This window comes from Clostridium sp. FS41 (assembly GCF_000954015.1).
GTDB lineage: Bacteria > Bacillota > Clostridia > Lachnospirales > Lachnospiraceae > Enterocloster > Enterocloster citroniae.
In genome coordinates this window covers 20,308-41,273 of the sequence record NZ_JYHN01000074.1, presented here as the reverse complement: position 1 = coordinate 41,273, position 20,966 = coordinate 20,308, and the positions used below count along the sequence as shown (strand labels likewise).

Annotated in this window: 17 protein-coding genes and 1 tRNA gene; 3 read left to right on the top strand and 15 right to left on the bottom strand. The window is 51.4% G+C overall.

All coding sequences use genetic code 11. The annotated features are described in order from the left end of the window. Window positions 1-130: 130 nt before the first annotated feature. Window positions 131-1,753 (bottom strand): chaperonin GroEL, encoded by a 1,623-nt coding sequence (groL, locus tag CLFS41_RS25110; protein WP_045093855.1) that lies wholly within the window; start codon window positions 1,751-1,753, stop codon window positions 131-133. 54 nt (window positions 1,754-1,807) lie between these two features. Further along, the gene (locus CLFS41_RS25105; protein ID WP_007866933.1) at window positions 1,808-2,092 is read right to left on the bottom strand and encodes a co-chaperone GroES; all 285 of its coding nucleotides are present in this window, start codon (window positions 2,090-2,092) and stop codon (window positions 1,808-1,810) included. A 261-nt stretch (window positions 2,093-2,353) separates the two neighbouring features. Here CLFS41_RS25105 and CLFS41_RS25100 point away from each other — a divergent pair, with 261 nt between their 5' ends. Then, complete coding sequence (locus CLFS41_RS25100) at window positions 2,354-2,998, top strand: hypothetical protein (protein ID WP_007866936.1); 645 nt, start codon at window positions 2,354-2,356, stop codon at window positions 2,996-2,998. Window positions 2,999-3,080: 82 nt separating this feature from the next. Here the strand turns inward: CLFS41_RS25100 and CLFS41_RS25095 are convergent, their stop codons facing one another. The 7 genes from CLFS41_RS25095 to CLFS41_RS25065 form a co-directional block, all read right to left on the bottom strand. After that, entirely contained in the window at window positions 3,081-4,016 is a 936-nt protein-coding gene (locus CLFS41_RS25095) for a hypothetical protein (protein ID WP_045093862.1), read from the bottom strand. A gap of 23 nt (window positions 4,017-4,039) precedes the next feature. Next, the gene (locus CLFS41_RS25090; RefSeq protein WP_045093854.1) at window positions 4,040-5,485 is read right to left on the bottom strand and encodes a PLP-dependent aminotransferase family protein; all 1,446 of its coding nucleotides are present in this window, start codon (window positions 5,483-5,485) and stop codon (window positions 4,040-4,042) included. Window positions 5,486-5,735: 250 nt separating this feature from the next. Next, window positions 5,736-7,052 carry an amidohydrolase family protein gene (locus tag CLFS41_RS25085; RefSeq protein WP_045093853.1) on the bottom strand — a complete coding sequence of 439 codons (1,317 nt, stop codon included), beginning with the start codon at window positions 7,050-7,052 and terminating at the stop codon, window positions 5,736-5,738. Next, window positions 7,052-8,407 carry an amino acid permease gene (locus tag CLFS41_RS25080; protein ID WP_045093852.1) on the bottom strand — a complete coding sequence of 452 codons (1,356 nt, stop codon included), beginning with the start codon at window positions 8,405-8,407 and terminating at the stop codon, window positions 7,052-7,054. The genes CLFS41_RS25085 and CLFS41_RS25080 overlap by 1 nt, the downstream gene beginning before the upstream one ends. Window positions 8,408-8,569: 162 nt before the next feature. Continuing rightward, window positions 8,570-9,883, bottom strand: a complete 1,314-nt coding sequence (locus tag CLFS41_RS25075) for a MerR family transcriptional regulator (protein WP_207642654.1) — start codon at window positions 9,881-9,883, stop codon at window positions 8,570-8,572. Between the two features lie 17 nt (window positions 9,884-9,900). After that, window positions 9,901-10,251: a MerR family transcriptional regulator gene (locus tag CLFS41_RS25070; RefSeq protein ID WP_007866977.1), complete on the bottom strand. Its 351-nt coding sequence runs from the start codon at window positions 10,249-10,251 to the stop codon at window positions 9,901-9,903. Window positions 10,252-10,449: 198 nt separating this feature from the next. After that, a complete protein-coding gene (locus CLFS41_RS25065; protein WP_045093850.1) occupies window positions 10,450-12,144 on the bottom strand; it encodes a glutamine--tRNA ligase/YqeY domain fusion protein in 1,695 nt (564 codons plus the stop codon). Between the two features lie 171 nt (window positions 12,145-12,315). On the opposite strand from CLFS41_RS25065, the gene CLFS41_RS25060 reads away from it, so the two are divergent. After that, window positions 12,316-13,023, top strand: a complete 708-nt coding sequence (locus tag CLFS41_RS25060) for an AzlC family ABC transporter permease (RefSeq protein WP_007866980.1) — start codon at window positions 12,316-12,318, stop codon at window positions 13,021-13,023. Beyond that, window positions 13,020-13,358, top strand: coding sequence for a branched-chain amino acid transporter permease (locus tag CLFS41_RS25055; protein ID WP_045093849.1), 339 nt, complete (start codon window positions 13,020-13,022; stop codon window positions 13,356-13,358). The genes CLFS41_RS25060 and CLFS41_RS25055 overlap by 4 nt, the downstream gene beginning before the upstream one ends. A gap of 93 nt (window positions 13,359-13,451) precedes the next feature. Here the strand turns inward: CLFS41_RS25055 and CLFS41_RS25050 are convergent, their stop codons facing one another. The 6 genes from CLFS41_RS25050 to CLFS41_RS25025 form a co-directional block, all read right to left on the bottom strand. Further along, complete coding sequence (locus CLFS41_RS25050) at window positions 13,452-15,986, bottom strand: HD domain-containing phosphohydrolase (RefSeq protein ID WP_045093848.1); 2,535 nt, start codon at window positions 15,984-15,986, stop codon at window positions 13,452-13,454. A gap of 4 nt (window positions 15,987-15,990) precedes the next feature. Continuing rightward, on the bottom strand, window positions 15,991-17,625 hold the full coding sequence (locus CLFS41_RS25045; protein ID WP_045093847.1) for a GH3 auxin-responsive promoter family protein: 1,635 nt from the start codon (window positions 17,623-17,625) through the stop codon (window positions 15,991-15,993). 6 nt (window positions 17,626-17,631) lie between these two features. After that, window positions 17,632-18,174, bottom strand: coding sequence for a hypothetical protein (locus CLFS41_RS25040; RefSeq protein ID WP_007866996.1), 543 nt, complete (start codon window positions 18,172-18,174; stop codon window positions 17,632-17,634). Window positions 18,175-18,543: 369 nt separating this feature from the next. Then, window positions 18,544-18,616, bottom strand: a tRNA-Thr gene (locus CLFS41_RS25035). Window positions 18,617-18,822: 206 nt separating this feature from the next. Beyond that, entirely contained in the window at window positions 18,823-19,770 is a 948-nt protein-coding gene (locus tag CLFS41_RS25030) for an L-lactate dehydrogenase (protein WP_007866999.1), read from the bottom strand. A gap of 88 nt (window positions 19,771-19,858) precedes the next feature. Beyond that, window positions 19,859-20,920, bottom strand: a complete 1,062-nt coding sequence (locus CLFS41_RS25025) for a PilT/PilU family type 4a pilus ATPase (RefSeq protein ID WP_007867002.1) — start codon at window positions 20,918-20,920, stop codon at window positions 19,859-19,861. Window positions 20,921-20,966 lie beyond the last annotated feature (46 nt).

The following is a 20,966-nucleotide window of genomic DNA, read 5'->3' as shown; positions in this document are numbered from 1 at the left end:
ATTCGATCCACAAAACAGAACGGCGGATTTTCCGCCACGCTGAAACAGCCCGGAACAGACGGTATCCCATCCGCGTTCCGGGCTGTTTCTTGATATTATTTTACTTCTATCTCATAAACCGTTTATCTTATTAATACATTCCGCCCATGTCAGGTGCTGCCGGCATTGCAGGAGCCGGCTCCTTGATGTTGGCAACCACGGACTCGGTTGTCAGCAGTGTGGATGCAACGCTGGTTGCGTTCTGAAGTGCGCTTCTTGTAACCTTTACAGGATCCAGGATGCCTGCTTCGATCATGTCTACAAACTCTTCCTTATATGCATCAAATCCGGTTCCTGTCTTGGATTCTTTTACCTTATTAACGATCACGGAACCTTCCAGTCCGGCATTGGCAACAATGTGGAACAGAGGAGCTTCCAGTGCTTTTAAGATGATCTTAGCGCCGGTCTTCTCATCGCCTTCCAGGCCGTCCACGATCTTCTGGACATCAGCTGCAGCGTGTACGTATGCGGAACCGCCGCCCGCAATGATGCCTTCCTCAACAGCTGCCCTTGTTGCATTCAGGGCATCTTCCATACGAAGCTTAGCTTCCTTCATCTCTGTCTCGGTAGCAGCGCCTACACGGATCACAGCAACGCCGCCTGCCAGCTTAGCCAGACGCTCCTGCAGTTTCTCCCTGTCAAAGTCAGAGGTGGTCTCCTCGATCTGCTTGCGGATCTGAGCAACTCTCGCTGCGATAGTATCCTTATCTCCCATACCGTCAACAATAATGGTGTTCTCTTTCTGAACCTTAACGGATTTTGCACGGCCTAACTGCTCCATGGTTGCATCCTTCAGATCCAGTCCAACTTCCTCGGAGATCACGGTTCCGCCTGTGAGAATAGCGATATCCTGTAGCATCTCTTTTCTTCTGTCGCCGTAGCCTGGAGCCTTAACAGCAACTACGTTGAATGTACCTCTTAACTTGTTAACGATCAGGGTGGTCAGTGCTTCGCCTTCCACATCCTCTGCAATGATAAGCAGTCTTGCGCCCATCTTTACAACCTGCTCTAACAGAGGAAGCAGATCCTGGATATTGGAGATCTTCTTATCGGTGATCAGCACATATGGATCGTCCAGGTTTGCTTCCATCTTATCCATATCAGTGCACATATAAGCAGACAGGTAACCTCTGTCAAACTGCATACCTTCAACCAGGTCAAGCTCTGTCATCATTGTCTTGGATTCCTCAATGGTGATAACGCCGTCCTTGGAAACCTTCTCCATAGCGTCTGCTACCATTGTACCAACCTCATCATCAGATGCGGAGATGGCTGCAACTCTTGCGATCTGTGCCTTGCCGTTAATTGGCTTGCTCATAGCCTTAATAGCGTCAACAGCAGCGTCTGTGGCTTTCTTCATGCCCTTTCTCAGAACGATGGGGTTAGCGCCTGCCGCCAGGTTCTTCATACCTTCGTTTACCATTGCCTGAGCCAGTACAGTTGCGGTTGTAGTACCGTCACCGGCAACATCATTGGTCTTGGAAGCAACTTCCTTGATCAGCTGAGCGCCCATATTCTCGTAGGCATCTGCCAGTTCGATCTCTTTTGCAATGGTCACGCCGTCATTGGTAATTAATGGAGCTCCGAAGGATTTATCCAGAACAACGTTGCGTCCTTTCGGTCCTAAGGTAACACGTACTGTATCTGCTAACTGATTCACACCTGATTCAAGTGCCTTGCGGGCTTCTACGCCATATTTAATCTGCTTTGCCATGATGATCAACCTCCAAATTTATGTTCTATTCATTATTTTGTAAAATGGGTTCAATTATTCAACTACTGCCAGGATGTCGCTCTGTTTAACGATCACGTACTTCTCATCATCCAGCTCTACCTCTGTACCGGAGTACTTGGAGTAGATAACCTGATCCCCTGCCTTTACCTGCATGGTGATCTCCTTGCCGTCCACAACACCGCCTGGGCCTACTGCGATAACCTCTGCCTGCTGTGGTTTTTCCTTCGCTGCTCCCGGAAGGACAATACCGGACTTTGTAGTCTCTTCTGCTACTAACTGCTTTAATACGACCTTGTCAAACAATGGTACCAACTTCATAATTGAATTCCTCCTTACAATCTGTCTGCTTTTTCTTTCTCGTTACTTACTAAGCATCTTAATTTTGCTCACATGATATGTTATATCACCAGTTGTTAGCACTGTCAAGACTTGAGTGCTAATTTCTTTTAATTTTATTATTTTTTTACAAATTGATGTTTCTTTTTTTTTCCATTCGTATTACAATAGTAGCAATAAGGAATACTATGAAATGTATCGCACAATTATGCTTTATCATTATTCTAAGAAGGGGGTTTTGTCATGTCAAAGAAAGGTTGGGGTAAGTTCGTAGCATTTGCAGCTGTAGCAGGAGCTGTGGCTGCCGGCGTTTCTTATGTACTTCAGTATAAGACATACCATAATGAACTGGAAAAAGATTTCCGCGAGTTTGAGGACAACGATGAGGAGGCAGATGCGGATGCTTCTGACCGCACCATTGATTCACGGAAGGCGGACCGCAATTATATCTCCCTTTCATCCAGCAAAGATGAGTTCAAGGTAGCTGCCAAGGACATGGCCAGCGCCACGAAGAACGTACTAAAGGATGCAGGCAGCCTTCTGTCAGATACGGCTCACGAAGCCGTCTCAGCAGCCGTGGACACGGCCCACATCGCCATACACACTATGAAGGCCAAGAAGGCGGATCTCATGGATGAGCACGGACAGAACAAGGAGGACGATTCCGAACTGTTCGAGGACGAAGGGTTCCTGGATGATGATTATGTGGACGAGGATGACCTCTATGACTATGGCCGTATGGACGGCGATTCTTCCTATCCTCCCAGGAATTACCCGGAAGATTACAGCGATGACCTGATGGACGAGGAGGAAGCTTCCGTGGAAAAGGAGGATATCCCTCCCGCTCCCGAGCCCACCGCCACCATTGAGGAAGATACACTGGATTAAAGCATAAAACCTCCGGGGGTTTTTGGCATTGTGCCGCTGCCCCGGAGGTTTTTCTTTTTTTCCTGTGTTTTATGATTCAGGATCACTCCTCCCATACCAGAAGATTTTTCCATACAGGCAGCTTGATCTGTTCTTCTCCCAGCACATACGCATGGTTGTCACTGTCCTCTGACAAAAGCTGGTATTCTTCTGTGGATTCGCTGTAAACCCACCTCTCATCCGTAACCACCACGCCGCGGTCCACTTCCAGTTTCCAAGTGACTGTCTCATTCTCATCATTCATGCTGGTATAGGTCACTTCACCGTCCATAAGGTCTTCTGAAAATGAACCCGTCTTGCAGATATCCCTCACTTCCCCCTCCGGGCTCCACTGATAATAGCAGTAGCCGGTATGGCCTTTCCCTTCCATCCTGCCGTCCTTCCAGAGCCCTTCGGAGTAATCATACCTGGGAGCGTCCAGGTTCACCACCTGAAGGGCCGTACACTGTCCCTCCGGCTTTCCATCCTGGAATGTTCCGTAATATACGGTGCCGGCCATTGTAAAAACCATTCCCTGCCCTTCTATCTCTTCACTAAGGCCTTCCCCATTATAGAGGTAACGCCTGCCCTCCATGGTTGTGTAAAACAGATCCTGCAGTGTTTCCTCTTCCCGCTCCATGATGCCCGCCGCCTTTTCCAGATTTCCCTCATTCAGCGCCTTCATGATATCTCCCGCCAATACATCCTGATCCTGGTCCAGAACAGGGACGCCGTCCGCCCTGGCCCGACTCCCTGAGCCGCCCATGCCATCCCCGCTTCCTGCGCGGCCCACACCTCCGGCGCCGTCTTCACTTCCTGCGCCGTCCGCCATGCGGCCTCCTCCTGCATTATCAATACCAGGGTCTGCCGCCATCTCACCATTAATACGGCCGGATATATGTCCCTGGCCCTTCATTCCCCAAAAAACGCTGATTCCCAGCACAATGGCAAATGCAGCTATTGCTGTTATATCCGGCACGCTGAATTTTCTGTTCTTCATGGTTTCACTGTTCCTTTCTCCGGTCATATCTCCGGCCTTTTCTCCGACCCTTTCTCCGGTTTTTCCCAGGCCTGATCCAAGAGCCTGATCCCCTTTTCAATCTCCCTCTCACTGAGCCTTGCGTATCCCAGCATGACCGTGGAGGAATCCATACCGTGCTGTGGGTTGATAAAGCAGTCCGACATTGCATAGACCTTCACCCCGGCTGCGGCTGCCCGCTCCACCAGCTGCATCTCGCCGCCTTTCCACTTAGAGGTCAGGAGCACATGAAGGCCGGCATATTCCCCATTGATCACAAACCTGTCCTCCAGATCCTTAAGTCCGGCCAGGAGCACATCATGCTTTCCTTTGTACACAGCCCTCATACGGTTTAAATGCCGCTCATAGTACCCCTGGGTAATGAACTGGTACAAGATATTCTGATCAATCCTGGACACTGTGGAGGCGTAAAAACCAGCCCGTTCCCTGTACTTCTCCATCAAATGACGGGGCAGCACCATAAACCCCACACGGATTGCCGGGGCTATGGATTTGGAAAATGTTCCCATATATATCACCCTGCCGCCCCGGTCCATGCCCTGAAGGGCGGGGATAGGCATACCTTTGTAGCGGAACTCGCTGTCATAATCATCCTCGATCAGATAGCCCCGGCTGCTGTAAGCCCAAGCCAGCAGTTCCTGGCGGCGCTTTACAGGCATGACGATCCCTGTGGGATATTGATGGGAGGGCATGATATACGCCACCTGTGCCCCGCTGTGCGAAAGCCGGTCCACATTCATCCCGTACCGGTCCATTTCCACGGGAACCACGCTGTATCCCACCCCGCGCAGCACACGGTACGCCTGCTTGTAGGTGGGGTTTTCCATTGCGATCCGTGGATCACTGCCCAGGTCATTTCCCAGGATCTGCCACAAAAGCATGAGAAGGTATTCGCTGCCGGCACCGATCAGTATCTGGTCCGGGCTGCAGTTCACTCCTCTGGCTGAATGGAGATATGCTCCAATGGCTGTACGAAGGGACAGTTCTCCCTGTGGATTGCCCACTGCAAACATATCCTTATTGTCATCCACCAATGTATTGCGGCTGAGTTTTCTCCAGATATTAAAGGGGAAACTTTCCAGGTCGATTCCCCTGGGAGAAAAGTCCACCTCATAGGCCTGTTCCCCCGGCTCCTGTTCCACCACAAAGGAACCCGGCGATCTCTGCCGTACCTCCACCAGTTCCTCTATTTTACACACATAATATCCCTTGCAGGGCAGAGCCTCGATATACCCTTCCGACAGCAGCTGGTCATAGGCCATCTGCGTGGTACTGCGGCTCACTTTCAAATTCTGCGCCAGGACCCTGGTCGATGGAAGCCTGCTGCCTGCCTCCAGCCTGGCCGAGCGTATCTCGTCCTTGATGTACTGGTAGATCTGTTCATAAAGAGGGCTTTCCGACTGGCTGTCAAAGGGTATGATCAGTTCCATGTCCCCACCTTTCTTCCATCAACTGGCATTGTTATAATCAAATATATCAACCGGATAAATCATACCAGATTTGCATGGTGCTGTCAATATTCAGGGGGCTCCGGTATATGTGCTAAGACCGGAACCTAAGACCGGGACAGACCGGTCATCACAGGAAAACGGCTGCTGCACCCTGCTTAAAAGGCGCGGCAGCCATCTCACTGTTATGATGCACTATTACAGCGGATCCATTTCCCAGTTACAGCGTTTTTCACTTGCTGGATCCGTATACCAGTCTCCCCTCAATATATTTTGCAACAATATTCCTGTCATCTCCGGCCTGGATCAGCCGTTCGATCCGCTCACAGGTGGAACGCCGGCTCAGATCCGCAATGGACGTATCATCCAGCACCACTGCGTCAAACAGGTACCCCGGTTCAAAACTGCCTGCTTTGCCCCAGAAGCTTCCTCCCCCTTTGGTTGCCAGGTAAAATGCTTCCGACCAGGACAATCCTCCCATGACCGCGTCAGGGTCGTCCCCCCGCTCTGTCTGGGCCCATCTGACCCTGGATGCCAGGATGGCATGTTTTACCACCTGGAACATTTCCAGATGCCCCACACCCGCCATGTCTGAGCCCAGGCCCACGGCAATGCCGGAATCCAGATATTCCCTCACAGGCGCAATGTTGGCGGCAAACATGTTGCACTCCGGACAATGGGCAACCATCACCTTCCGCTCCCTCATCAGCTCCATCTCTGCTTCATTTGGAAAGACACAGTGGGCCATCACGGCCGGGACTGCAGACCCCATAAGGCCGTATCTGTCATAGGCCTCCCCATAACATGTCAGCCCCGGCTCCAGTTCATTCACCCACTTGATCTCATCCAGACCCTCGGACAGGTGGGACTGCACAGGCACATTGTATTTTTCCGCCAATGCTCCCAACCCCTCCAGCAGCTGGTTCGTGCAGGTGGGAACATACCGGGGGGTGATCACAGGCTTTACCGGGCCGTACAGGCCCCCGCAGTCACGCAGCCACTCTTCTGTCTCGCGCAGGCTTTCCTCTGTGGTCTCCACCAGACCCTCCATGGAATTGCGGTCCATATTGACCTTCCCCACATAGGCTGCAAACCCCTTTTTATACAGCATTGACATGAGCAGTTCGGTGGCGGGCCGGTGGATGGTGGCAAACATCACCGCCCTGGTGGTGGTGGTGGTCTTCATCAGATCATGGGTAAAACGTTCATATGCCCTGGCCGCATATTCCAGATCCCTGTAATGGCTTTCCTCGGGAAACGCATAGATATCAAACCAGGTTCCCCAGCCATCGGCTTCAATGTTGCGGCCCAGGCCCCGAAAACCGTACTGGGGAGCATGAAGGTGCAGGTCACACAGTCCGGGAATGATCACATGGCTGCCGTAATCCATCACCTGGATATCCTTATAGTTTGCCGGCAGTTCTCTGTATACCCCGGCCGAAACTCCATTTTCACACACAACATATGCATTGTCATGGCAGATAAAACGCTCTTTTTCCTCCGTATACACAACTGCGCCCTTCAGGGCAAATACGAGGTTTTCCATCATCAGGCCCTACCTTCCTTTCTGTTTTTGCTCTCCCAGAAATAATAGGCGGGAAGCCCGGTAGCCACCACTACAAAGGCACTGAACAGGCTCTTGTAGGGCGCCCACAAAAAGGTAGACACAAGGAGGACCACATTGGCTCCCACGGACAGGATGGTCATAAGCAGCCAGGCCGGGCATTTCCAGGAAGGATTATAATCCGCTTTCTTATGCAGCTTAAACATGGTTGCAAAGGAAAGGGCATTTTTACACAGGGCCACGAAGGAAAAGAATCCTAACAAGGCTCCGATATCCGCTGCAAATACCAGGACAATGGAAACAGCGCAGGAATACATGATGGAGTTGGCCGGTGTCTCCCACTTGGGATGGATCTCAGCAAATTTCCGAAAAAACAGGCCATCCTTTGCCATTGCATACTCGATCCTCGGCTGGCACATGATGGTCCCGTGGAGAGATGCGATAATAACGATAATGGCGATAAATGCGGTCATAACGCCTGCTGCCGAACCGATCACCGGAATCTGCGCAGCCGCCTCAGCCACCGGTGCGGAGGATGCGGTTAAAAGATTCATGGGCAGAAGGCCGGTGACAGCTGCTGCCAGACTGGTGTAAATGGCAATGATGACAAAAACCGTAATGATCAGGGCTTTTGGAATGGTCTTTTCCGGATCCTTCACCTCCCCTGCCATGGAACAGGCCGTGGCCATCCCCGCATAGGACCATGTGGTGGCGGAAACGCCTGCCAGTGCCTTAAACCCGGTGGATGCCCCTGCCATGGCCGGTGCGCTTATCATGGTCTTGTCCGCATAAAACAGTCCCACGCCGATGAGAAGCGCAAAGAGAAGCATTTTAAAACTGGTCATAAAGGTGAGGAACTTGCCGCCCACCTCCACGGAACGCATGTTGATGATCATGAATGTCACGATCAGAGCAGTGGCCAGCAGCTTGATGCCGATCCCGGCAATCCCGGGAATAAAAAATGCTATGTAGTCCGCCAAAGCCAGGGCCATGATGGAATAGGACGGCGGATCCCCTCCCCAGAACGTGGTCCAGCCGCACAGGAATGCTAGCGGCCTGCTTCCCGCCTCCCTGAACCAGACATAGAACCCTCCGTCATCCGGACATGCGGCCGTAATCTCCGCAGCCACCATGTTCTGAGGGATCATGATGATCCCGCCCACTATAAATGCCAGGATCGTGATCGCCGCACATCCTGAGGCAGCGGCCACCTCCCCCACCGATGAAAATATACCTGAACCGATCACGGTCCCAACCCCCAGGGATACCACGGCTCCCAGTCCCAGCTTGCGTTTCAGCTCCTGAGGCCGGTCGGCCACCTGTCCCTTCCCCTTATCCATAAAAGGACCTCCTTATTATAAGTTTTCTACGTATATGCTTTGAATCCAGTCATGCGCGCTTTCTGTTTCTGTCCTAATTAAACACCATGACCTGCACATACTGTCAACCTATAATATAAAGTATTTTTTCTCAAAATCTAAAGTTGACTGTAAAACTCATATTTACCTGTATTCGGCCAGAAAACAATACTCTCCCAAAAGGTCCCCCTCTTCGTAAGATTCAATGACGGAAAATGTCAGGGTATTTTCATCCTGCTCCTTCAGGGTCACCAGGCTGCAGGATTTAAGGTCCTCCTTTAACGCCCGCAGAATAAACCTGTCCCTGTAGGAATCCGGAAACTTGCGCCTGTTATTGGCAAGAGTCCTGCTGCCTTTTTTGATATAGGTGAAGATCCCCACTGCCCGTGATCCTTTATGGACATAGGGCGCCATGGCCCGCTCCAGGGAGGATATGTTAAATCCCTGGATAATCTCGGTGTGGAAATAATCCAGCACAATATCCACGGATCCCCCCTTCAGCGGATAGGCCAGTGTGTCTGTCACAAGATATAAGATCTGATAGCGCCGGTCCAGCGTCTCGATCCTGGCCTTGATATCCCGGATCACCGACAGATCGGAATCCGCGATAATATAAATTGCCTCCGGGTCCAGATACAGGATCCCGGTGCTCAAAAAGCAGATGGTGTTTACAAAATTTTCCAATATCACTTTTCCCTTTAGAGGCTGGGACTGTATCTCCTTGAGGATCCAGTAAAAATTCTTTTGAAGGCGGCTCACCCCGTCCGGCTTCAGGCGCCCGTAGGTCTCCCGGTTCCTGTCAATGGGCACGATCCTGGGACCTTTCCCCATCCCTCTCCCCTCATCCTTTCCCGTGTCCTTCTCCGTACCCTTCCCTGTTTCCACTTCCGTATCCTTCCCCGCCTTCCCCTCTGTCTCCACCTCCATGTCTCCCCCAATATAGATCCCATCCCGGATCTCAGCTTCATATCCGCAGACACAGGATGCTTTTCCCTTTACGATCTCCAGATCCTCGATCCTGGTATCCTCATATACAAGGGATCCGCCGCAGCGGGGGCAGCACAGGATGGGCAGGATATCCAGATGGATCCCGGCCCGCCGGTGCTGCGGAGTCCTGTTTAATTCTTTTATCTGCTGCCTCAGTTCCCTGCAGGCAGTATCCAGCTTCTGTTCCTGTTCGCACACACGCCTGTGCACCTGCCTTAGCAGTTCCTTTTTAAGTCCCCATATTTCCCCTTCCGGTTTCTCCCCCCGTTCCCAGGAAAACCAGTCTCCGATCTCCTTTAACAAAAACCCATCCTCCCTGAGTCCCAGGATAGTCTCCAGCTCCCTTTTACAGTCCTGGTCAAAGAATAGCTGTCCCTCCCTTTTTCCCGGGCGCAGCAGGCCCAGCTGGATATAATAGCGGACCGTCCTCACCGAAAGCCCGTATAATGTGGAAAATTCCTGTATCTTCATCCCCGTCCCCCCGTTATCTACGGCTCCAGATCTGCGATCCGCTTTTCCAGGCGCCTTTTCCTCTGTTCCCATTGTTCCCTCTCCTGCTCCAGTTCCCGCAGGCGCTCCTCCATATACAGGGCCAGCTGTCCGCTGTCCTCCGGGCTGGCGAAATTGGACAGCCTTCTAAGGGAAAGGATCTTGTGGATATCCTTTAAAGGGAACCCCACCGCCTTTGACTTTTCGATCAGCTTCATATCCGCCCGGCAGTCCTCGTTAAAACTATATTGATGGTTCTTCACCTCGGGGACCAGCAGCCCCAGTTCCACATAGTACCGTATGGTGTGCTGAGGCACCTGGAATTCCCGCGAAAACTCACCTATCTTCATACATCGCACCTCCCCTGGATCAAATGGGCGCGAAGCACGTTCCCGTCCTTCGCCCATCCGCGCGTAACATTTATCTCTGTGGCATATCCCTGTGGCATTTGCCCCCGCCTGCCAAAAAGGAGCCGCATAAAATACGCGGCTCCTCTTAACATCTCTTATCTCATACGGTTCCCATGATACGGCCCGATAAAATCCCCTTTACTTAGGCAGTCTGAACGAACTCTTAAGGGATACGATCCGGTTGAACACAGGCTGCTCCGAAGTGCTGTCCTTGCAGTCCACACAGAAAAAGCCGTTGCGCACAAACTGATAGCTGTCATATGCCTTTCCCTCTGCCAGGGCAGGCTCCACAAAGCAGTTCTTCAGCACAGTAAGGGAATTGGGATTTAAATTCAGGCTTCCGTCCTCATTCATCTTGCCCTTTTCCTCATCCACAATATTCTCATAAAGGCGGCACTCCACCTGCCTTGCGGTGGGAACCGCAACCCAGTGGATGGTTCCCTTTACCTTTCGCCCTTCAAAGCCGGAGCCGCTCTTGGTCTCAGGATCATAGGTTCCATGGACAACGGTCACATTGCCGTTCTCATCCTTCTCACATCCGGTGCATGTCACAAAATATGCGCCCATAAGCCGCACCTCATTACCCGGGAACATACGGAAATACTTCTTGGGCGGCTCTTCCATGAAGTCCTCCCTCTCAATATAAAGCTCACGCCCAAAGGGCACCTTCCTGTCACCCAATTCCGGATTCTCCAGGTTATTGGGGACATCCAGCAGTTCTGTCTGGCCCTCGGGATAGTTGTCGATCACCAGCTTCACAGGATCCAGGATAGCCATCATACGCGGTCTTTTAAGCTTTAAGTCCTCGCGGATACAGTATTCCAGCATGGCGTAATCCACAGAACTGTTGGCCTTTGACACGCCTACCAGATCCACAAACATCTTGATTGCTTCCGGCGTGTAGCCCCTTCTGCGCAGGGCTGCTATGGATACAAGGCGCGGATCATCCCAGCCGTCCACAATACCGTCCTCCACCAGCTTCTTGATATACCGCTTGCCTGTCACCACGTTGGTCAGGTACAGCTTTGCAAATTCAATCTGGCGCGGAGGATTCTCAAACTCACATTCCCTCACCACCCAGTCATAAAGCGGCCTGTGATCCTCAAACTCCAGGGTGCAGATGGAGTGGGTGATCTTCTCAATGGCGTCCTCAATAGGGTGGGCAAAATCATACATGGGGTAAATGCACCACTTGTCCCCTGTGTTATGATGGGCCATATGGGCCACACGGTAGATGACCGGATCCCTCATGTTGATATTGGGGGAAGCCATGTCGATCTTGGCCCGAAGCACCTTTTCCCCGTCCTTGTACTTGCCGTCCTTCATATCCTCAAACAGCTTTAGGTTCTCCTCCGGCGTCCTGTTCCTGTATGGGCTCTCCTTGCCCGGAGTGGTAAAATCTCCGCGGTACTCCCTGATCTCCTCTGCGGTCAGGTCACAGACAAATGCCTTTCCCTTTTTGATCAGGAATACTGCGCACTGGTACATCTGCTCAAAATAATTGGATGCAAAAAACAGCCTGTCGTCAAAATCAGCGCCCAGCCACTTTACATCCGCCATAATGGACTCCACAAATTCCGTCTTCTCTTTTGTTGGGTTTGTATCATCAAAACGCAGGTTGAACTTTCCACCGTATTTCTGTGCCAGCCCGTAATTCAGCAATATGGACTTGGCATGTCCGATGTGTAAATAACCGTTGGGCTCAGGCGGGAAACGGGTCTGGACATGGTCATATACGCCCTCCGCCAGGTCCTTGTCAATCTCCTGTTCAATAAAGTTCTTGGAGACTACCTCCTTTTCCTCTGTTTCCATTACGGTGTCTTTCTCTGCCATAATTGTTCCTCCGTGGTTACTATTCTAATTGAGTATAATAAATAATCATAACACATTTCTTTTGTCTGTGAAAGGGCAAAATACATTTTCAGGTAGAAATCTTCCTGTCTGTCTGCTATACTATATTAATGTGCTAAATTGTATATAAATATTAAGGAGAATTGCCAAATCATGAAAAAAGCAGCTAAGTATGCATTGATAAAGACGGTCCCCATCTTTCTGGGATACATATTCCTTGGAATTGCCTTCGGACTCCTGCTTCAAAAATCAGGTTTGGGGGTGGGCTGGGCCTTTCTCATCAGCGCCCTGGTCTATGCCGGTTCCATGCAGTTTGCCCTGGTGGGTATCCTCACCGGCGGGCTGAGCTTTATCACCACAGCCGTCATGACCCTGTTCATCAACAGCCGCCATGCCTTCTACGGACTGACCTTTATCCAGCGGTTTAAGGAAATGAAACGCACCTATCCCTATATGGTATTTTCATTGACGGACGAGACCTACTCCCTTTTGTGCTCCATGGCCCGGCCATCGGATTTCACGGACAGGGAGTGGAAGGCGGCCACATTTTTCACCGCCCTGTTTGACCAGTGTTACTGGGTGGCAGGCTCTGTCATGGGCGCCCTGATGGGGGAGCTGATCCGGTTTGACACCACAGGGATCGACTTTGCTATGACAGCCCTGTTCGTGGTGATCTGTGTGGACCAGTGGAAGGCAGCCAGGACCCACATACCGGCCATAACAGGATTTATATGCGGCGCCCTGTTCCTGATGCTGATCCGCTCATCCAACTTTATCCTGCCGGCCCTGGCAGCCACAGTAGCCTTTCTGCTGTTCCTTCAAAAAGCAGTGGAAAAGAAAATGGAGGAAACCAACCCATGACAAACCTTTCAAACCCGGCCTATGTACTGTCCACCATACTGATCTGCGCCCTGTGCACCCAGGTCACGCGCTGGCTCCCCTTTCTGCTCTTTGGCGGCAAAAAGGAGGTGCCCAGGCTGATCCGCTACCTTGGGTGCGTGCTTCCGGCCGCCATCATGGCCGTGCTGGTGGTCTACTGCCTGAAGGGCATCACGCCCTTAACCTATCCGTACGGCCTGCCGGAACTGATCTCCGTGGCCGTGGTGGTGGTCCTCCACCTGTGGAAAAGAAATACGCTGGCAAGCATTGCCCTGGGCACGGTGTGCTACATGATATTGGTCCAAATGGTATTCTGAAAGCAGGCACTGTCCCCAAATCAGGCTGTAGCCCCAATCAGCTGTATCTTCAAAACAGCCTGTACATCCCCCACCGGGCGTACAGGCTGTTTTTTATGTTTCTTCCTGGACTTCGTCCAGCACAGGTTTTATGACCCCTGTGCGGACCAGCTCCACAAATGTGGGAACCAGTTCCGGATCAAACTGGGTTCCGGCACCCTTTTCCAGTTCATTGATGGCAAAATCCACTGACATGCTGGACTTATAGCTTCTCTTTGACACCATGGCGTCAAAGGAATCCGCAATACACAGGATCCTGGCCGCAAGGGGAATGTCCCTGCCCGCAATGCGGCGGGGGTATCCCCTGCCGTCATAGCGCTCATGATGACCGATGACCGCAGGGATCACGTAATCCATGGAAGGAAGGTGGCGGATAATCTCCACCGATGCCTCCACGTGGCGTTTCATTACCTCGTACTCCTCATCTGTGAGTTTGCCGGTCTTATTCAGTATATTCTCAGGTATTCCTATCTTTCCTATATCGTGGAGCAGGGCGGACTCCTTGAGTATTTCCCTGTACTCCTCGCTGGTCCTCAGGGCCTCCCCCATGGATACCGCATAGTAAGCTACATTTTTGGAATGCTGGAACGTATAGTGGTCCTTTGCATCAATGGCAGCGGTAAGGGCATAGATGGTAGGCGCATATTCGGAATACATGCTCTTGTGCTTTTTGGCCAGCCCTTCATCCGTGTCCCGGATGCCGATGATGCCGTCCGAATAGACCCGGATCCCATTCTTCCCAGAGCGCTTAACATGATATACGGCACAGTCCGCATTGGATACCAGTTCCTGCAGACTGGCCGCCCCGTAAGGGATGGCGCAGATGCCGCAGCTGACAGTCAAAGGCTTGAGATACGTCTCCACGCAGTCCCGGTTCATGTTCTGGATCTGACGCGAAATATTCTCCGACAAATTCTGGGCCGAATAGATGTCATAGTCCGGCAGGATCACAGCAAACTCCTTGCCGCTGTAGCGGGCGCAGAAACCATTATCCCCCACCGTGCCCTGGATGATCCGAGCAATATGCACCAGGGCCCGGTCCCCCTCCTGGTTGCCGTAAAGCTGGTTGTACAGCTTAAAGTCATCCACATTAAAAATGGACAAAGCCAGGGAAGTCCGTCTGCATTTTTCAAATGTTTCTTCCAGCACCTCATAAAAATACTTTCTGTTTAAAAGGCCGGTCAGCTCATCCGTCCTGGCCTCCTCGTAGGCCTTTTCATACAGCCTGGAATTCTTTACTGCAATGGAGCTTACGGATTCAATGGAGTTGAGGAAAATGATATCCTCCTCCGTGTAGCCTGACCGCAGTTTGCTCTTTTTGTCCTTGCCTCCAAGGAGCACCAGGCCTGCCAGGTCATCTCCGTCCTTCAGGGGAAGCAGGCACTCGATCTTCAGATTTTCCAGCTGACTTTTTTCTTCCTCCCACATGGACTTGTACTCCACTGTCCGCTTAAAGTCCCTGAGCAAAAGGCAGGTGTCATGGTTCTTCAGCCAGCCCACAAGGGGTGAGCTTCCGTTCAAAATAAAATTCTTATCATCCAGAGGGCTGCTGCTGAACACGGCCGGATAATTTCCCTGCCCGTCATTGATGCAGATATAGATCTTCTTTGCATGAAGGGTATCCGTGATCACGGACACCAGGCCCTGAAGTATCTCATTCAGCCTCAGGGACTGGGATACCAGGGAAGTGTATTCGCTCAGGCGCTCGGTCTGGCTCACCTCCTCTTTTATGAACAGCTTGTCAAAAAAACCCTTGGCAACTGTATAGATCAGCATGGTGGCCAGCATGGTCAGGGTGGCCACGATCATAACACTAAAGGGCGCCAGCATGGGAACCGAGGTCCGTATCAGCTGCTCCAGTGTCTGGGCAATGTTATAAAACGCCAGGGCGCTGATGGCCATTGCAATGATATAACAGTTTCCCCGTGAAAACAGCAGGGTCATCTTAAACACATGCCTGGAATACAGGGTGTAGAACATGACCCCCGCGTTCACCGCCCCTGCCAGGATATCGATGGGAAACCCGTTAAACACAGGCACTGCCATGTTGCCTGCAAAGAGCAGCAGGATGCCTGATAACAGGGGAACCACTTTAGAGCACACGCTCTTATTCTTCCTGCAGCTCCATATGATGACCGCTGAATGGATGACCACCAGAAAGCAGATGCCGTAGATTGCGACCACGCGCCAGGTCATGTGGTACACGAAAAACGCATTGCTGCCGATCCAGGTGATCTCCGGCGCTTCCAGCAAATGCCTTGTGGCCATGTTATAGATATTTACTGCCAATATCAAAAACAGCCACATACGGTGGGATGATCTGGGCGAATGGCCGCAGAAATCCCGTATAAAACAAAAGAACGTATAAGGTACCAGGGCAATTCCCAGCAGCGAAAGATGGAACCATACCTGGTAGGACGGCCATGCCGTAAGCCTCATAAGCAGAGAGCCGCCTGTCCATAAGATCATGCTTCCCAAAACAGCGATGAAATCCCTGACCAGCTTTGACTTTTTAGCTGACAGGAAGGCCAACATGAGAAACATGTAGAAATATAAGGCTGTGACGGAAATAAAAACATAACTTCTCATACACTCAATATCTCCTCTGCCTGTTTGTCGGCTCCTGCATCCTTACCATCTCCTGTACATCATGGATGGAAGGGTTAATATGTCTCAGCGTCTTTCCAGCCCTTTCCTTGTATGCCTTAAACGTGCCGCATCTGAGAACTGTGATCTCCAGCGGGTCCATACCCAGGATCCGTTTCAGGTCCTGGTAATCCTGGTCCACATATTTAAAATAAATGGTAAGATGCTCCTTTAACAATTCCCTGCTCACCGCACGGTTCACCACCGTGCCCGGCGCCAGCTCCACATACATGTGCAGATACGGCCTGCCCTTATCCGGCGTAAACTCCTTCAGGGCCACCCAGCCTGCCACCTCTAACCCTGAGAGCTCGATCACATTCTTGATGGAATTCTCCGATATCCGGGTAAATCCCGCGATATCGATGATGTCCGGAACCCTGTCTATGTATTCAAACCTGGGGATCCTGGTGTCGTCCTCCTTGCTGGCAAGACCCAGGCAGCGGTACATATCCCCCACCCGGTACCTGGCAAATGCCCCTCCCTTTAACACGGTCAGAACCAGCTCATATACCTCTCCCGGCACCACCTGGTCCATGCACACGGTCTTGGGGGCGTAGGAGGGATCCTCCATATTCCTGTACATCTCATCCTGAGGCATGAACTCATAAAAACATGCATCAGGGAAAAAGTACAGTCCATTGCGGTTCCATGTCTCTGTACCTACAAAGCTGGGCTCCGTTCCGGCAAATACCTCCACCGGACGCACGCCCCACAATTCCTCCAGATCATCCTTATAACAGCGGTTGTCGGTGCCCGCGCAAAGGAATCCCTTCAGCTTAAAAAGATCCTTTGGCATCAGCTGGCGGTTTTCCTTCTGGCACTGTTTTTTTGCCTTAAGGAACTTCACAGCCATGTTGGGTGGCATGGTAAACAGCTTCTTTAAGGAGGATCCCCCTTTCCTGCCGCCTTCGGACAGACTGGCGATGCTCATGCTCACATAATAAGCCACGCTTCCCATGCCGAAAAAGAAATCGATCCCCTTGCTGAGCCCCATTTTAAAGCCCTTTTTATTGCGCTCGGAAAACGTCATGTTCACCGCTTCATTCACAGGAGGCAGAAACTCCATGTGAAACTGGTCCTGCAGTCCCAGCGGTATCAGCCCGGTGATATACGGAAGGGGCGCCAGTCCATAGAGAAAGGTATCGCCGATACTGATGTCAAAGCTTCCCCTCCCCTTGCTGGTAGCCATCATAAGGCAGGTGATTATGTTATTCTTATAAGTCTCCAGCATGGCATTGGTGTAGGGAGCCACCTTAATAGGGTGTTTGCCCCCCTCCCAGGTGGTCTGAAGCCATATGATGGGCTTATCCGGAAGCATGTCCTCCTTTTTTAGAAGCAGTACATCCGCATAGTCTTCATAGGTGGTAAGGGGCACCATGGAACGGAATTCCTCCACATTAGAAGGAGTTCTGCCCTTTAATATCTTCTGCCCCAGGGGACTGCTGCTCCAGAGCCGGATCTGTTCTTCCAGCAGCCTTCGCTGTATCCTCATATAGGATTCCATATCCAGATCCAGGAAACCGCAGTATTCCTGCCAGATCCGGTCGTACTCCTGGTTAGCCAGCTTTTCCTCAAATGTCATTGATCCTCACCGCCTTTTACTGTTTTGTATGAAATTCGGTATCAAAAATGGCACGGTTCTCTTATAATCCTCGTAATCAGAAAACTCCGCCGCAAAGATGCAGCGGTCCTGGTACCAGGCATACAGCAGGTTGAGAAAGGACAGGACCAGGCAGAGTATCACCCGTTCCCCAAGGGAAGTGGACATGCCCAGACAGAAAAAGCATCCGAAAAACCACCAGATACCCGGATGGCGGCACCAGCCGTACATCCCGCTCCTGCACACCGTGTGCAGGTCCGCCTCCTTGCAGTAAGTACTGTCAAAGGGGAGGGCAAAATACAGTGTATAAATGAGAAGGGCCAGGAAAACAGCCGCTCCCGTAAGCCACAAAAGCCATCCCCCAAACCTTACGGTCAGGGACAGCCGCACCAGACGGACAGCCACCACTGCCAGACACACATTCCCGGCTGCAAACAGGTGGGACATCCACTGCTTTTTAAGAAAGACCCTGTTCCAGTCATACAAAAAAAACATCCCAAAAGCCCCCAGGCCAAGTATCCAGTCAAGCATTCATTAGCCCCCCTGCCAAAAAGAAAAAACGGAAGTCAGCATATCTAAAAATATCTGACCCCCGTATGAAATCACTCACAAATTTACTCATGCAGTCTCCCCCATATATATGACAATAACTCACAATTAACGCATTACAAAAAGATTGTATTTTACGGACAATATCAATCTTATCACAAAGTGGCTAAAAACGGAAGGGATTTGCCCGGATATTATTTTTCTATTTATGATTAATTTGGGCTTATTTTGTAATTATTCAAAATTAATTGTAGAAACGGAACAATTACATGCCCCTCCGTTCTGAAGGCGGAACCTTTGGATGGCTTTTGGGCAACAAAAAAATCCCTTGAATAATCAAGGGATCCATTCAGCTGCTGACGGGAATCGGACCCGTGACCTCCGCACTACCAATGCGACGCTCTACCGACTGAGCCACAGCAGCAACTTTATTTGGTATCGCTCACGCGAACCTTGTATATATTATCATGAGCCCAGATATTTGTCAACAACTAATTTTACTTTTTTTATTTTCCCCTGTCAGACTCCTGTCAGGCAGAGAACACAAGTGATAATACAAGTGATCCGTATACAAAATTGAAGTGAAATGCCGGATGCCACAACAGTATTGGAACATCCGGCTTCTGCTGTCTAAAAAATACCTTCGTAGCTCTCCCTGAGTGTATCACAGGACCGGCCCAGCTTCTCAAGCTCCTCCTCTGTCAGCGACAGGGGCAGAACCCGCTGGATCCCGTTCTGGTTAATAATACACGGCACGCCCACATATACGTCCCTCTGGCCGTACTCTCCCCTGAGCATGGCCGATACGGTGAGCACACTGTGTTCATCGCCCAGAATGGCCTTCGTGATCCTTGTAAGGGCCATTCCGATGCCATAGTATGTTGCATTTTTGGCCTCAATGATCTTATAGGCGGCGGTGCGCACCTCCTCCTCGATCTCCTCAAACCTGGTGCGGCACAGTTCATCCCCGGATTCACTGCACAGTTCCAGGATGGGCTTGGTGGCCAAAAGCGCCTGGCTCCAGGGCACAAACTCGCTGTCCCCATGTTCACCCATCACATAGGCGTGGACGTTCCTTGGGTCAGCCTTCAGGTAATCCCCCAAAAGGTAGCGCAGCCTGGCTGTATCCAGGGCCGTGCCGCTGCCCAGCACACGCCTGGGATTAAACCCTGACAATGTACAGGTGATCCTTGTCATGATATCCACCGGGTTGGTGGCTACCAGGAAGATCCCATTAAATCCCGAGGAAGTCACCGGATCGATAATGGAGCGGAACACCTGGGCATTGCGCTTTAAAAGATCCAGCCTTGTCTCCCCCTGCTTCTGGGCAACCCCTGCACAGATGACCACGATATCCGCGTCTGAACAGTCATTGTAATCACCTGCATATATGGTCATGCTGGCGTTGGCAAATGCCAGGCCGTGGTTTAGGTCCATGGCCTCTCCTTCCGCCCTCTTTCTGTTTACATCAATAAGCACCAGTTCGTCACACACCGACTGGTTCAGAAGGCTGTACGCATAACTCATACCAACCATTCCGGTTCCCACGATCACAACTTTTCTCTTATCCACCTTCATTGAGTTGCTCCTTTCCAGGACATTGACTGCCCTCTGACATAAGTATAGTATATCAGGAAAGACTCACGGTTATTCTATCCATATCCCTCTATCTTGCCAATTTCTTTTCCATCAGCTCACTGTTGCTGCTGTATGCAATGGTATTTTCACGTGAGATCCTGCCTTCGCGGTAAAGCCGGATCAGGCTGTTGTCCATGGATACCATGCCTTCCTCCTGGGATGTGGCGATCACTCCGTCAATCTGGTGGATCTTGGACTCACGGATCATGTTGCGGATGGCATTATTCAGGAACATGATTTCAAATGCAGGCTGCACGCCTCCGTCCACGGTGGGGATCAGCTGCTGGGAAATGACCCCGTCCAGCACCATGGCCAGCTGGGTCCGGATCTGCTGCTGCTGATTGGGAGGAAATGCATCAATGACCCTGTCAATGGTATTAGCCGCCCCCACGGTGTGCAGGGTGGACAGGATGAGATGTCCTGTCTCAGCCGCCGTCATGGCAATGCTGATGGTTTCATAATCCCTCATTTCACCCAGGAGAATCACATCCGGGGCCTGCCGCAGGGATGCCCTCAGGCCGGTGACATAGCTGTCCGTATCAGTCACGATCTCCCTCTGGGTCACAACACTCAGCTTATGCCTGTGAAGGTACTCAATGGGATCTTCCAGGGTGATGACATGGGCGTTCCTGGTACGGTTGATCTCATCTATGATGCAGGCCAGGGTGGTGCTTTTCCCGCTGCCCGCAGGACCTGTGACAAGCACCATGCCCTTGGTCAGCTTTGCCACGTCAATGATGCTCTTGGGCAGATGCAGCTGCCCCGCGTCCGGCAGTTCAAAACGTACCACACGGATGATCCCGGCCAGTGAACCTCTCTGCCTGAATACGCTGGCACGGAACCTGGATACGCCGGGGATGGCAAAGGAAAAATCATCATCCCCGTGGGACTGTACCTTTTCCATGTTCCTGTTCTTAGCCAGTCCATAGATCTGCCCGATCATCTCATTCATCTCATCCGGCATGATCCTGTCATCGCCCTGATAGATGATCCTGCCTCCTATCTTATAGGAAAAGGGCATGCCGGGAATCAGGAAAATATCGGCTGCATTCTTTTCCACTGCTGCTGTGAGTAATTCCATAACATTCATAACTTCTTGCTCCTTTATATCACGATACGTGTCCCCAGCCTGCAGG

Excerpts from the sequence above, each read along its gene's own strand:
- CLFS41_RS25070 (WP_007866977.1), bottom strand. The coding sequence starts at position 10,251 with ATGAAGATAGGTGAGTTTTCGCGGGAATTCCAGGTGCCTCAGCACACC.
- CLFS41_RS25045 (WP_045093847.1), bottom strand. The coding sequence starts at position 17,625 with ATGACATTTGAGGAAAAGCTGGCTAACCAGGAGTACGACCGGATCTGG.
- CLFS41_RS25080 (WP_045093852.1), bottom strand. The coding sequence starts at position 8,407 with ATGGATAAGGGGAAGGGACAGGTGGCCGACCGGCCTCAGGAGCTGAAA.
- CLFS41_RS25105 (WP_007866933.1), bottom strand. The coding sequence starts at position 2,092 with ATGAAGTTGGTACCATTGTTTGACAAGGTCGTATTAAAGCAGTTAGTA.
- CLFS41_RS25090 (WP_045093854.1), bottom strand. The coding sequence starts at position 5,485 with ATGGAACTGATCATACCCTTTGACAGCCAGTCGGAAAGCCCTCTTTAT.
- CLFS41_RS25060 (WP_007866980.1), top strand. The coding sequence starts at position 12,316 with ATGAAAAAAGCAGCTAAGTATGCATTGATAAAGACGGTCCCCATCTTT.
- groL (WP_045093855.1), bottom strand. The coding sequence starts at position 1,753 with ATGGCAAAGCAGATTAAATATGGCGTAGAAGCCCGCAAGGCACTTGAA.
- CLFS41_RS25075 (WP_207642654.1), bottom strand. The coding sequence starts at position 9,883 with ATGAAGATACAGGAATTTTCCACATTATACGGGCTTTCGGTGAGGACG.
- CLFS41_RS25030 (WP_007866999.1), bottom strand. The coding sequence starts at position 19,770 with ATGAAGGTGGATAAGAGAAAAGTTGTGATCGTGGGAACCGGAATGGTT.
- CLFS41_RS25095 (WP_045093862.1), bottom strand. The coding sequence starts at position 4,016 with ATGAAGAACAGAAAATTCAGCGTGCCGGATATAACAGCAATAGCTGCA.
- CLFS41_RS25055 (WP_045093849.1), top strand. The coding sequence starts at position 13,020 with ATGACAAACCTTTCAAACCCGGCCTATGTACTGTCCACCATACTGATC.
- CLFS41_RS25050 (WP_045093848.1), bottom strand. The coding sequence starts at position 15,986 with ATGAGAAGTTATGTTTTTATTTCCGTCACAGCCTTATATTTCTACATG.
- CLFS41_RS25040 (WP_007866996.1), bottom strand. The coding sequence starts at position 18,174 with ATGCTTGACTGGATACTTGGCCTGGGGGCTTTTGGGATGTTTTTTTTG.
- CLFS41_RS25085 (WP_045093853.1), bottom strand. The coding sequence starts at position 7,052 with ATGATGGAAAACCTCGTATTTGCCCTGAAGGGCGCAGTTGTGTATACG.
- CLFS41_RS25100 (WP_007866936.1), top strand. The coding sequence starts at position 2,354 with ATGTCAAAGAAAGGTTGGGGTAAGTTCGTAGCATTTGCAGCTGTAGCA.
- CLFS41_RS25065 (WP_045093850.1), bottom strand. The coding sequence starts at position 12,144 with ATGGCAGAGAAAGACACCGTAATGGAAACAGAGGAAAAGGAGGTAGTC.
- CLFS41_RS25025 (WP_007867002.1), bottom strand. The coding sequence starts at position 20,920 with ATGAATGTTATGGAATTACTCACAGCAGCAGTGGAAAAGAATGCAGCC.